Annotated in this window: 11 protein-coding genes; 6 read left to right on the top strand and 5 right to left on the bottom strand. The window is 42.6% G+C overall.

Features of this window, described 5'->3' with window-relative positions:
- Window positions 1–278: 278 nt before the first annotated feature.
- Both HWQ36_RS07585 and HWQ36_RS07580 read right to left on the bottom strand, forming a co-directional pair.
- The gene (locus tag HWQ36_RS07585) at window positions 279–953 is read right to left on the bottom strand and encodes a response regulator transcription factor (RefSeq protein WP_292700070.1); all 675 of its coding nucleotides are present in this window, start codon (window positions 951–953) and stop codon (window positions 279–281) included.
- A gap of 129 nt (window positions 954–1,082) precedes the next feature.
- Window positions 1,083–2,186: a HAMP domain-containing sensor histidine kinase gene (locus HWQ36_RS07580; protein ID WP_292700068.1), complete on the bottom strand. Its 1,104-nt coding sequence runs from the start codon at window positions 2,184–2,186 to the stop codon at window positions 1,083–1,085.
- 789 nt (window positions 2,187–2,975) lie between these two features.
- On the opposite strand from HWQ36_RS07580, the gene kdpA reads away from it, so the two are divergent.
- Entirely contained in the window at window positions 2,976–4,661 is a 1,686-nt protein-coding gene (gene kdpA, locus HWQ36_RS07575) for a potassium-transporting ATPase subunit KdpA (protein ID WP_292700065.1), read from the top strand.
- A gap of 208 nt (window positions 4,662–4,869) precedes the next feature.
- On the opposite strand, the gene HWQ36_RS07570 is transcribed toward kdpA, so the two are convergent.
- A complete protein-coding gene (locus HWQ36_RS07570; RefSeq protein ID WP_292700062.1) occupies window positions 4,870–5,037 on the bottom strand; it encodes a hypothetical protein in 168 nt (55 codons plus the stop codon).
- A gap of 42 nt (window positions 5,038–5,079) precedes the next feature.
- Between HWQ36_RS07570 and HWQ36_RS07565 the strand changes: the two genes are divergently transcribed.
- From HWQ36_RS07565 to HWQ36_RS07545, 5 genes are all read left to right on the top strand, one after another.
- Window positions 5,080–5,292, top strand: a complete 213-nt coding sequence (locus HWQ36_RS07565) for a hypothetical protein (protein ID WP_292700060.1) — start codon at window positions 5,080–5,082, stop codon at window positions 5,290–5,292.
- On the top strand, window positions 5,273–7,381 hold the full coding sequence (gene kdpB / locus HWQ36_RS07560; protein WP_292700057.1) for a potassium-transporting ATPase subunit KdpB: 2,109 nt from the start codon (window positions 5,273–5,275) through the stop codon (window positions 7,379–7,381). Before HWQ36_RS07565 ends, kdpB begins: the two co-directional genes overlap by 20 nt.
- Before the next feature lie 98 nt (window positions 7,382–7,479).
- The gene (locus tag HWQ36_RS07555) at window positions 7,480–7,704 is read left to right on the top strand and encodes a hypothetical protein (RefSeq protein ID WP_292700055.1); all 225 of its coding nucleotides are present in this window, start codon (window positions 7,480–7,482) and stop codon (window positions 7,702–7,704) included.
- A 27-nt stretch (window positions 7,705–7,731) separates the two neighbouring features.
- Window positions 7,732–8,334 carry a K(+)-transporting ATPase subunit C gene (gene kdpC / locus HWQ36_RS07550; RefSeq protein ID WP_292700052.1) on the top strand — a complete coding sequence of 201 codons (603 nt, stop codon included), beginning with the start codon at window positions 7,732–7,734 and terminating at the stop codon, window positions 8,332–8,334.
- Window positions 8,335–8,551: 217 nt separating this feature from the next.
- Window positions 8,552–9,700 carry a universal stress protein gene (locus tag HWQ36_RS07545; RefSeq protein ID WP_292700049.1) on the top strand — a complete coding sequence of 383 codons (1,149 nt, stop codon included), beginning with the start codon at window positions 8,552–8,554 and terminating at the stop codon, window positions 9,698–9,700.
- A 4-nt stretch (window positions 9,701–9,704) separates the two neighbouring features.
- Here HWQ36_RS07545 and HWQ36_RS07540 read toward each other — a convergent pair whose 3' ends face one another.
- Both HWQ36_RS07540 and HWQ36_RS07535 read right to left on the bottom strand, forming a co-directional pair.
- Window positions 9,705–11,201 (bottom strand): carotenoid oxygenase family protein, encoded by a 1,497-nt coding sequence (locus HWQ36_RS07540; RefSeq protein ID WP_292700046.1) that lies wholly within the window; start codon window positions 11,199–11,201, stop codon window positions 9,705–9,707.
- A 180-nt stretch (window positions 11,202–11,381) separates the two neighbouring features.
- Complete coding sequence (locus HWQ36_RS07535) at window positions 11,382–12,797, bottom strand: folate/biopterin family MFS transporter (RefSeq protein ID WP_292700043.1); 1,416 nt, start codon at window positions 12,795–12,797, stop codon at window positions 11,382–11,384.
- Between the last annotated feature and the right edge of the window lie 370 nt (window positions 12,798–13,167).

Raw genomic sequence — 13,167 nt, 5'->3', positions numbered from 1 at the left:
GCTATATACGATCAAATACACCCTAGAAAAACTAAGTTATGTTCTATCTATAATTTTTCTAAGATAATAAAATTTATACCGTACAAACAATACAAGCAACTGTAATTTTACTTAAATAAATTACAGTTACTCCAATCCGATTTAGAAATTTCGCGTCTTTATGATTTATTTTTAGGATTTTACGATCGCTTCTATTTATAAAAAACTATAGTTTTTAACTAAAGCTCTAAGTATTTACATTTAATTTAGACGTAGCACTTAGCTCGATATAAATGAATCTAGTTAATCAACAATTCTGGTGCTACCAATCCTTTTTGGATCGCTAAAACTGCGGCTTGAGTGCGATCGCGTACTTCTAGTTTCTGTAAAATGGCATGGACATGAACCCGCACTGTACCAGGGGCGATGTAGAGAATCTCAGCAATCTCTTGATTGCTTTTGCCAGCTGCTACCAGTGCCAAAATTTCTTGCTCCCGCTTCGTTAGCGGATTTTCTAGGGTTCCCTCAGTTTTTGCAGGCAGCACCACAGTAGAATTGCCCTCAAAAGCGGCTCTAATTTCTGTTGTTGCCGTTTGATCCCACCAAGAAGCCCCAGCTGCAACAGATCGCACTGCCAATATCAGAGACTCAGCAGGAATACCTTTCAGACAGTAACCTTGCGCCCCGGCAGCAATTAACCGTGAAATCAGAGGTTTTTCAGAACGAGACGTTAAAACGAGAATTGGTAAATTTGGGTGCTTCTGCTTGATTTGGCGACAAGCTTCAATCCCACCAATGCCCGGTAAACCTATATCTAGCAAAACTAAATCCAGGGGATAGCGATTTGCTAATTCTACAGCTTGTTCTCCATCTTCTGCTTCTGCGACAATTTCCAAAGTAGCTTCTTGCTGCAACCGCATCCGCAGACCAAGCAGAAACAATTCATCGTCTTCAACGAGTAAGATTTTTGTCATTTGTTATTGGTCATTTGTCATTTGTCATTGGTCATTTGTCATTTGTCATTGGTTATTTGTCATTTGGTCATTATTATTCTCTTGCTCCCCCTGCTTCCCCTGCCTCCCCTGCTCCCTGCCCCCTGCCCCTCATCTCCCCGGTGGTGGACAAGCTGGGAGTCGAAAACCAAACATTGCTCCCCGTGGTGAGCGATTCTCTGCCCAGATTGTACCCCCATGAGCAGCGATAATTTGCCTGGTTAAATAAAGCCCTAGTCCAGATCCTGAAACGTGGCGATCGCTATCTCCTTGATAAAATCTCTCAAATAAGTGGGGTAATTCTTCTTCGGTAAAGCCGGAACCAGTATCGAGGATTTTTACCACTTGATCGCTAGAATAACCTTCAAGTACTACTTCCACTTTACCGCCACGGGGAGTATGGTTAATACCATTACTCAGGAGATTGGTGAAGACTCGCCCCAGTTGCAAAGGATCGCCGTTTACCCAGAGAAAGCTCCGAAAATCTGATTCGCCATAGTGGAGAGAAATATAAACCTGACGTGTTCTCGCTAGTTCAGCCAGGGTAGCTATTACCTCCTCCGCCACGGTTGCCAAGTTAACGGGTGATATCTGTAATTTCAGCCCTTCGGCATCATTCCGGTATACATCTAAAAGTGTTTGGACTAATTGGAGTGTACTCCGATGACTACGAGCCATCGTTTGGAGGACTTTTGCTTGCATTGGCGTGATTTCACCAAATTGCTCATTTTGAAAATATTTCAGCGTTTCAATTGCTCCTAATAGGGGTGTTTTCAAATCATGCGTTAGGGTAGAAACAAAATCTTCACGCATGATAGCTAGTTGTTCTTGGGAGCGTAATTGGGCTTGGGTATAAGCGATCGCTTCTTCATTGCGGTGGTTGCGGTCACTTAACCAACCTGTCACTACCAATGCCAATACTGCAATCAATCTGTTTGCCAACGTTGAGGCATTAATCATTTCTCCCCCTGGGACAAACAAATTTAACAATGTTAATCCTGTAGCTGCCAGAGTGATCCCCAATACTGCTCCCCGATTCAATCGAGAATCTGCTACCAAAATTGTCCCTGTGTAGAGGTAGCCAAATACGTACTCAGGTGGTGTCAAATATTCTAAGCTAATCACGATGGCAAAGGCGATCGCTATTAGCCCATAAGTCTCTCCACGCTCATTTATAGCTTCTTTCATCACTACTAATCTACTTAATATAGTCATTTCTGATTTATTAAAAAATCGTTTTCTTACTATCTTTACAACTATTTAATTTAGCGATTATGATTTATCTGCAATCTATATCTGCAAATATTCACTTGAGCATTAACCCGAAAATTACGATTGTCCAGATGCAAAAAAGGGGACTGGGAACTGAGGATTGGGGATTAAGTAGTTGTCACAAGGGGCAGAGTATCGGGAGCATCCCAATGCAAGCTTAAATCTTTTCCCTCACCCCCAGCCCCTCTCCCATCTTTGGGAGAGGGGAGACATAACTCTAGTTCCCCTTCTCCCAAACATAGGAGAAGGGGTTAGGGGATGAGGGCTATCAAGGTTTTTGCACATTTGAGATGCTCCCCAGAGTATCTAACACAACCTTTCTGTACTGTCATTTATTTAATCAAATCCTTTTAAATATTTATATTCTTTGAACGTAGCAAACTTCGAGAATGTATTGTATAAACAAATAATCCTAACTAGCGAAATAGATGAATTAAAAGTAAAGATTAAATATTTTTAACTACAAGTTAAACAAGTATCTGGAAAATAGTATTGAAGAAGAATTCAGGAGTCAGAATGGGCTAAACGCCCCGCTATCGCTAACAGGAGCGGAGCCGGAGACGCTCTTGAATCCTGAATTCTGTTTGATAACTGAAAATAGTAAATCCAGATTAAAAAATGGCGGTGATATGAGATATCACTAAATTCCTCCAGATCAAATACTCCAACAGTTAATCTGTTATTTCTAATAATTGGCTTGCTAGCACTTAAATTTTATCGAGCGCGAAATATATGGGACAAGGTTTTTTGCAAATTGGCTTAACGCTGTGTATTGTCATAGCAATTACTCCGCTACTCGGTAGATACATAGCCAGTGTCTTCTTGGGAGAAAGAACACTGCTGGATTTTTTAATGAACCCCATAGAGCGAAGTATGTTCGTACTCGCGGGTGTTCGCAGAAAAGATGATATGACAGGTTTACAGTATATCCGGGCTGTATTGTATAGCAACCTGATTATGGGTATTTCAGTATATTTGCTGCTATATTTTCAGAGGCTCTTGCCCTGGAATCCTAACGGTTTTGGTGCTACCAGTTGGGATGTGTTACTGCATACAACCATTTCCTTTGTGACGAATACCGACCAGCAGCACTATGCTGGTGAGACAACCTTAAGCTATTTTAGCCAGGTAGCGGCTTTAGGCTTTTTGATGTTCACCTCCGCAGCCACCGGTTTATCTGTGGGAATTGCCTTTATTCGTGGGTTGACGGGTAGAAAGTTAGGAAACTTTTATGTCGATATCGTCCGTGGAATTACGCGCATATTGCTACCGATTTCGATTATTGGAGCGATCGCTTTGCTTATAACAGGTGTACCACAAACATTAGCGAAGACTATGGATGTGAGAACCTTAGAAGGCGGGACGCAATATCTTGCCAGAGGCCCGGTGGCATCCTTTGAAATGATCAAACTTTTAGGCGAGAACGGCGGAGGCTTTTTTGGCGTAAACTCAGCACATCCTTTTGAAAATCCCAATGGCGCTTCTAACTTGATAGAAATGATCGCCATGATTTCTATCCCAGCAGCCTTGATTTACACCTACGGTATATTTGCCAACAACATCAAACAAGCTTGGCTACTTTTTTGGATGGTGTTTGTGATTTTTGTCGTTCTGGTGGGAGTGACAGCCGTGGGAGAACTACAAGGTAATCCCCTGGTTAATACTGCTTTTGGATTAGAACAGCCCAATTTAGAAGGTAAAGAAGTGCGATTTGGCTGGGCACAAACGGCATTTTGGGCAGTGATGACTACTGCCACTATGTCTGGCGCTGTGAATGGGATGCACGATTCTTTGATGCCCCAAGGAATATTTTCGACACTCTTCAACTTGTTTATCCAGATTATCTGGGGTGGTCAAGGAACTGGAACAGCTTACTTATTCATTTACTTAATTCTTACAGTGTTCTTAACTGGACTCATGGCAGGACGCACCCCAGAGTTTTTAGGACGCAAAATTGAAAAACGCGAAATTGTGCTTGCCAGCGTCGTGTTGTTGATTCACCCAATTCTAGTTTTGATTCCCAGTGCGATCGCACTAGCTTATCCCATCTCTCTCTCTGGAATTAGCAACTCTGGCTATCACGGTATTTCTCAAGTAGTTTATGAATACGCCTCAGCCGCCGCAAATAATGGTTCCGGCTTGGAAGGGTTGAGGGATAACACCCTGTGGTGGAACTTGAGTACTTTAGTTAGCTTAATAGGAGGACGCTACATTCCGATAATTGCCATCCTGCTGTTAGCTGACGGCATGTCTCGCAAACAACAAGTACAAGAAACCCCTGGTATTTTAAGAACCGATTCTCTAGTATTTACTGGTATCACTGCTGGAGTGACATTGGTTTTGGGAGTATTGACTTTCTTTCCCGTTTTAGCTTTAGGCCCCATAGCTGAGGGTTTGAAACTAGCATCTGGCAATTAGAAAATTTATGAGTTATAAGTCTGGAATTAAGAGAATACCAAAAAATAAATAAATGATCCTGTTTTGTAGGGGAGCCAGTATTTTGTGGTGAATCCATCGCTGTAGGCAGGTTTCTCTCCGTAGGCGACTGGTGTTAGCGCAGCGTAAAGCCAACTCTTAGAGACGCTCTTGCTAGCTTGCTTCCACGAAGTGGTACGGCATGGCAACGCTATGAGCAAGTTTTGTCTGCGACACGCTGTTCGCGTTCGAGCGTCCTTCTGGTGACACTCGAACGCGAACAGAGGTAGGGAGGAACGAGCGTCGCTTCCGTTGTAGCAACTGGCATTGTGTTAGCGATCGCATAACGCACCCTACTGGCAAAGTTGTGTATTAACAAACTCTTGTGGGATGGGCATCTTGCCCGTCCGGTGCAGGCAAGATGCCTACACCACAAGAAAATTTAATGCAACATTTTAGCTTTGCCATGCCATTACAGCTTGGATCTATTTTTTATTGGAAACAGACGCGATTAATCGCGTCTCTACTCCTAATTCCTGTACAGACGCGATTAATCGCGTCTCCTAATTCCTGTACAGAAGCGATTAATCGCGTCTCTACTCCTAACTTTATTCATGAATCAAGTGGCAACTAACTTCAGAGCTAGACGGCCAAATCATCGTTCTGGCGATCGCCGTCAAGGACGTAAAAAGGCGAGAAAAATTACTAAGTGGCTGTATTTAAGGGCAATCAGAGATGCTTTTGTCAAGCTCAACCCTAAGTATGCAATCAAAAATCCAGTAATATTTGTGGTTTGGGTGGGGACAATCATCATCCTATTGCTAACGATTGATCCCAACCTATTTGGCCCAGCCCGACAAAAGAACCCGCAACTTTTCAATGGCTTATTGTCGGGGATCTTATTTTTTACAGTTTGGTTTGCCAATTTTGCCGAAGCAGTGGCAGAAGGGCGGGGTAAAGCTCAAGCTGATGCCTTGAGATTAACGAAATCAGAAGCGATCGCTAAAAAACTCGCTCCCGATGGCACAATTAGTGAAGTTTCATCCACTAGCCTTCAAAAGGGCGATAACATCTACGTCGTTGCTGGCGATATCATTCCCGGCGATGGTGAGGTAATTATGGGTGTGGCCTCAGTAGATGAATCGGCAATTACTGGAGAATCCGCACCAGTATTAAAAGAATCAGGCTCCGATGTTTCCAGTTCTGTCACTGGTGGGACGCGGATTATCTCAGATGAATTAATTATCCGTATTACTATTGACCCAGGCAAAGGCTTTATTGACCGGATGATTGCCTTAGTAGAGGGGGCAGAACGCAGCAAAACACCCAATGAAATTGCCCTGACAGTATTGTTGGCAGTTCTCAGCTTAGTGTTTTTGTTAGTGGTGGTAACTCTGCCGGCACTTGCTTACTATGTCAACAGTCCAGTCAGCGTGCCAACTTTAATTGCCCTATTGGTGGCATTAATTCCTACAACCATTGGCGGCTTACTCAGTACCATCGGCATTGCTGGTATGGATCGAGTTGCCCAATTTAACGTCATTGCCACTTCAGGAAGAGCAATCGAAGCCTGTGGTGATGTCAACACTTTAGTTCTTGATAAGACAGGTACAATTACCCTCGGCAACCGTTTGGCGGAAGAGTTTATCCCTATCAACGGTCATTCAATATCGGAAATTGCTAATGTAGCCTGGGCCGCTAGTGTCTTTGACAATACACCAGAAGGTAAATCCATTATTCGACTGGCAGAAAAACTAGTAGCACGGTTTGATTTCGACTCCAACCAGGCAGAAGGAGTTGATTTTTCTGCCAAAACCCGGATGAGTGGGACTAACTTACCTGGTGGGTATGAGGCAAGGAAGGGAGCAGTAGAAGCCATTAAAGGATTTGTCCGTTCTCGCAACGGACGACACGATACGCCAGAATTGGATGCTGCTTACGAACGAGTTTCTCGCTTAGGAGGTACACCCCTAGCAGTTAGCCTAGATAACGAAATCTATGGGGTTATTTATCTCAAAGATATAGTTAAACCTGGTATCCGCGATCGCTTTGAGCAACTGCGGCGCATGGGAGTGCGTACCATCATGCTAACTGGAGACAATCAAATTACAGCTTCTGTCATTGCTAAAGAAGCTGGAGTGGATGACTTCATCGCTGAAGCCACACCAGAAGACAAAATCAACGTCATTAAAAAGGAACAAGCAGCAGGTAAACTAGTTGCCATGACGGGAGATGGGACTAACGATGCTCCCGCATTAGCCCAAGCTAACGTCGGCGTTGCCATGAATACAGGGACGCAAGCTGCAAAAGAAGCCGCCAACATGGTTGATTTAGACTCCGATCCCACAAAGCTGATCGATATCATTAGCATTGGTAAACAATTGTTGATTACTCGCGGAGCTTTGATGACATTTTCTATCGCTAATGATATTGCTAAATATTTTGCAATTATCCCAGTGATATTTGTCGCGGCTAACCTGCAAAGCCTGAATATTATGAATTTGACTAGCCCTAAGTCTGCTGTATTATCAGCGCTGATTTATAATGCTTTGATTATTCCCGCTTTGATTCCTTTGGCATTGAAGGGAGTGCGGTTTAGACCACTGACAGCTAATCAGCTAGTCCAACGCAATATCTTAATTTATGGCTTAGGTGGCGTGATTGCGCCATTTATCGCCATTAAGTTGATAGACATACTGATTACACTTGTAGGCTTGGCTTAAGGATAGCAAAAGTAGAGATGCGAAACGAGCGCATTTTGACCAAAGTAAAATAATAAACATTTTTACTTTTATCTGTTGAGAGAGGGAACCAAAAGAATATGAATAAACAGGTCGATGTTTGGGAAAAGTTTCTGCCGATAAATCTAATAAAGGCGATGTTCTTTGTTTGGTCACAATTGCGTAAACAACACTCACCACTCGCTATTTTTCTCCTGCTGTGCTTGAATGTGGTAATTGCCCCAGTTATTTATGCTGTTGCTAACAGCATTTTTGAATATCGTTCTGATTGTGTAAAAAAAATTAAATTAAAAATTAAAAACTAAGTTTTAGTAATAATTGGAAAAGTTTTTATGGCTATTATTCGAGAAACTATCAGAGCAGTTTTTATAACTCTAATGCTTTGGTTGTTGACTGCAATCATCTATCCTCTGATCATTCTTGTAGTGGGTCAAGTTTTTTTGCCCTATCAAGCCAATGGCAGCATTATGCTGAATCTAAATAATGAACCAATTGGTTCAGCTTTGATAGGTCAGTTGTTCACATCTGAGCGATATTTCCATCCTCGTCCCAGTACTGTTAGATATAGCCAAGGAAAAAAAGCCAAGCCAACTGGCATATCTGGAGCCAGCAATCTTGCTGCTAGCAATCCAGAGCTACTAAAGCGGATTCTAGAACAGGCAAATGAATTACGAGACGAAAATCTTCAACCGATCGCTGATATGATTTATACGTCTGCTTCTGGCTTAGATCCCCACATTTCTTTCAAAGCAGCACGGCAGCAATTGACGCGGGTTGCTGGTGCGCGGGGAGTCAAAGAAGATGAGATCCTACGTTTAATTAACAAGTATACCGATGGCAGATTTTTATGGATTTTTGGTGAGCCGGGAGTCAATGTTCTCCGATTGAATTATGCTCTTGACTTGCAAGATATTAATCGTCAGCAAAATCAGTAAATGGGAATTGGAAATTGGGCATTGGGCACTTGTACTGAGCGACTTGTACCGAGCCTGTCCTGAGCGTAGCCGAAGGGCGAAGTCGAGGTAAGTCGAAGTATTGGGCATGAGTAAAGCGCTGTTTTCGTTTCCGATGAAGTAGGAGTACTAAGTAAGTGGGCGGGAATAAGCGAAAATATGCTTAAAATCCTTATCAATGACAAATGACAAAGGACAAATGACCAATACTAGTTTGAATGGCACTGCACCTTTAAATTCTGGAAGTTACTCGCTTTATCCGGCACGACGGCGGGGTAAGCATAAAATATTTATTGGCATGGCTCCTGGAGTAGGGAAAACCTATCGGATGCTAGAAGAGGGACACGCATTCAAACAAGAAGGAATTGATGTTATCGTTGGGCTTTTGGAAACCCACGGACGTAAGGATACAGAGGAGAAGGCAGAAGGACTGGAGATTTTACCCCGTAAGCAATATCCTCGTGGTGAGTTGACGCTAACGGATATGGATACAGATGCTATTTTAAAGCGATCGCCCCAATTAGTCTTAATCGATGAACTTGCCCATACCAATGTCCCTGGTTCCCCACGCGAAAAACGCTACGAAGATGTAGAAGTAGTTTTGGCAGCAGGTATTGATGTCTACTCCACAATGAATGTACAACATTTGGAAAGTCTCAATGACTTAGTAGCCAGAATTACTGGTGTAGTCGTCCGTGAGCGTGTTCCTGACAAGATTCTGGATGAAGCTGATGAAATATTGGTAGTGGATGTTACGCCGGAAACGCTACAAGAACGGTTATTAGAAGGCAAGATTTATGCATCCGAAAAAATCCAACAATCCCTCGATAATTTTTTCCAACGCCGTAACCTGATTGCTTTACGGGAGTTGGCTTTGCGCGAGGTAGCAGATAACGTAGAAGGAAATGCAATCGCTACTTCTCCCAATGGGCAATTTTGTAATATTCACGAGCGGGTTTTAGTCTGCATATCTACTTATCCCAACTCAGTCCAGTTGTTACGCCGGGGTGCGAGACTGGCTAACTATATGAACGCGCCGATTTATACCTTGTTCGTTGCCGAACCAGAACGGTTCCTCACTAAGGAGGAAAGCCTACACATCCACACTTGTGAGAAACTCTGTAACGAATTTGAAGGTACTTTTCTTCGTGTTACCAACAGTAACGTAGCTAATGCGATCGCCCAAGTCGCCGAGAAATATCGGATTACTCAAATTGTAATTGGAGAGAGTCAGCGATCGCGCTGGCTTATGCTCCTCAAAGGATCTTTGACGCAAAAATTAGTGCGCTTGCTCAAAAATATCGATTTGCATATCATTGCCAGCGAAAAAATGGTTTCACCGAAATAGGGGATCAAATTTCCTCAAAAACTTCAGAAGTAAAGCTCCCATGCAGACCATAAGGGATATGATGCTTAAGATGTAGCCGGGCGATCGCTCCTTTAGAGAAATCACTAGCATCCAAAATTACCAAATCTGAGCAGTGATGGGCAGCATCATAAACCAAAGCTAATACCCAACCATCATCTTCCTTTTCAGAATCTGGGCGCGGGACAAAAATCGGTTCACCGACAAAACCACGGGGTGCAGCACTCCAAAGTTGTCTTTCTCCAGACTCTAAATCAATTTTCAACAATGCTTGTAAGGGAGCATTACCACTCTCTGCATGAGCCGCACCTATATATAGATATCGATAAGAGCGTCCCACATTTGCCGGATGGATGCTGGGAAATTCACAACAGCGACTATCAATTAATTCTCGCCGGACTGTCCCATTCTTGAGATTCAGATAAAATCGCCAAAGTTGCCCAGGTGAAGAACCTTCAAAATCAACTTGTCGAAAATCGCTTTTAGGTTTCACTTTTAGTAAATCTTGATAGCAAATAGAATCAATCAAAACTTCGTCTCCTACCTCAAAAGCATTAACATGGTGAAAGACAAAACCCGACTGAGTTTCCAGAAATTTTATCTTTTCTTGCCCCTCTTTGGGGAAGCGGGGAATAATTAGAATTTTAGTTGGCTGATTTGGTTGAAATTTAATACATTCTCCCGCCGTACGGATTCCCAAGGCGAAAGGTATGGGATTAAATGTAACAGGATTTTGAAAGAAGATGCAGTAATTGGGAGTAATAACAAAATCGTGAATGAAACAGAAACCGGCAACCTTATAAGTTTCCTGTCTAACAATTTCACCCACTAAGTTTAGCTCGAAAATAGTAATGGTGGTAGACAATCCTGGCTTAACCGAGAAATTTACTAGGCAAGGTTCGCCCCCATCTTGTTCACAATTCTTTTCCAAGCGGGGATGGGCAGCGAAAGCTTCACCTGTTGACAAAGCACCATTAAAATATTCATTCCCCAAAGTTTCAAGAGTGTAGGGGTCGAGGCGATATGCTTCAGAAGCTTCCCACAGGGCTAGCAGTTTACCACCCCAATAGATAACATTTGTATTAGCGATATTTTTGAGTTTGAAGTCAAAGATATTAGCTAGCCAACCGCCGGGTTTTTGAGTACCAAAAGTACCGCGATAGAGAATTTTTCCCGCCTTTTGTTCTGCCAAATACCCAGTTGTACGGACAAAGCGGTTGCGAAAATGGGCACGTCCGTTGGTAAAGGTAATTTTGCTAATCATCCCATCTCCATCAAACGGGTGATGAAGATATTGCCCATTCACATCCAGCAAACCTGGGCCATTTCTAAACAACGTACCTTCTAATTCTTTGGGAATTTGCCCTTCTATATCATCAATCCAATAATCAAATTCTTGGGTGAGAGATTGATATCCTCCTTGCCAATCTGCACGAGTATAAGATTTTTCTGTAACTAAGCTCTCTTGACTTTTAAAATGCATAAGCTTTGTTTTTTATTGTTACCTTGAACGAAAATATGTAGCAGCTGACAAAGAATTCCGTTACATGAGATTCATTACACTCAAGACTTACGGAAACAATAGCTTACTTAACCCTGATTCTCATGTAGGGGCAATTCATGAATTGCCCCTACAGTGTTTGATGATGCGTAAGTTCTAACACTATTCCACTATTTCCGACTCTGGTTCTCTCAGTACCAACTCAGACATCAAATCAGGCAAAAACGGTTGTTCCCCATCTTTGGATGTCTCAGCTTGCTCTTCAGCAGCAGGTAGCCAGTTGATAAATGGTAGGGGTAACAGCGTACTAAGGTTAGTAATTATCACCAATAGCCAAAGGGAATCAAAGTTAGTTGCAGTGATCCCCAGCCAATAGGTGATTAATGCCCCCAATGCTTGGGAAACTGTTCCGGCTGAATTAAATACCGACATCAACAAGGCAAATAACGTTGCTTCCACTCCAGAGGGACAAAGCCTTGCTGCTAGAACCATCACTTGCATAAAGGCAATTTTGCCCATGACAGTGAGAATAAGACTATCACCTAAACTAAACCAGTGGTCATCTATACCCAACAGCCTATTTGTGTGAGTCACTAACAACAGCATCGTCATCCCTAACATTGAAGAAAGGACGGTACTCCAAGCGAAAATCACACGAAAAGGGATGCTTTTGAGGAAACGTTGAAAAATCCAAACACCTGCTAAAGAAGCGAAACTTGTTACTAAGTTTACCCGCCCCAAAAATTCTGGTTCAAAGTGGAGTTCGTTGGTAGAGAAGTAGAAAAAGGCTGATTCAGCATTTGGAGTAGCTTGCCAGATGAAGACAAAAGCTGTTGGTAGCCAAATTGTTTTTTGGGTAATGGCTTGGCGTAGCTGCTTCAGTTGATGTTTGATTGGTAAAGGGTTAGTTTGATTACTCTCATTAGTATCTTTACTAACGGGGGACTCAGCAATTAACCAAGCTACCCCTGAGACAATGAGAGGGAATAAAGCGGTAATTCCAAAGACAGTACGGGTAGTAAAGTATTGAAGCAGCAGACCGCTAAAGTATGCTGTTATTAAACCTCCGATCGCAGAAGCACCCCAGCATAGAGATTGTAGTGAACCGGCTTTTGCTTGGGATTCGCCTCTGGCACGTTCCACAACTAGCGAGTCAACTATCACGTCACTCATAGCGACACTAAGAGAACTAAGAGCGATCGCTAACGTAGCCGCCCAGCTAGTATAAACTACTGTGGCCAAACTCATCCAGGAAGCAGTTCCCAGTATCCCAGATAAAATCAAGTAAGGACGACGACGATAACCAAATATAGGCAAGCCATCAGAGATAAAACCAAACACCGGCTTAATCATCCAAGGTAGGAAGACAATTCCCAATAGCGCCGACACCTGGACTGGACTCAGCAGCAGTTCATCTTTGAGGAAAAAGCTCACAGCTAGACGCGATAGCCCTAAAATTCCTTGGACAAAGTAAACGGTGAGAATTGCAACTAATTCCGCATTTGGTTCATTACCCAAGAAGATTTTTTGTGTTATTGAGTCTTTGACCTTGGACAAGCCAGATGATTGAAATACCATTCGATAAATATTTTGTAAATTTTATTTACTTTTCTATCATATCTAGGACTTACGCACTATACAAAAGAATCATGTTGTGCATCAACGTATTTACGTCGTTTCAGGTTTTTATTAATCATTCATTGATGGTAAATAGACCCGCGTCGTAGGGATAATTCATGAATTGCCCCGATGACGGATCTGGTTTTCAAATCATCTATACTTGGTCTTTCCTGGCAATGCGTAAGTCCTAATATCGATTCTTAAGACCTTGGCTTTAGGATCAGTTCTCAATACGGTTCAGATAAAACTAAAACCCTTGTTCTGTAGAGACGTTGCATTGCAACGTCTCTACACTGCTGTGATTCTCGAAAAAATCCTTAACTGAACC

The sequence above is a fragment of the Nostoc sp. NMS2 genome, from assembly GCF_017115105.1.
Classification (GTDB): Bacteria; Cyanobacteriota; Cyanobacteriia; order Cyanobacteriales; family Nostocaceae; genus Nostoc.
The sequence above is the reverse complement of the archived record's forward strand: the minus strand, read 5'-3'. Positions and strand labels throughout refer to the sequence as shown.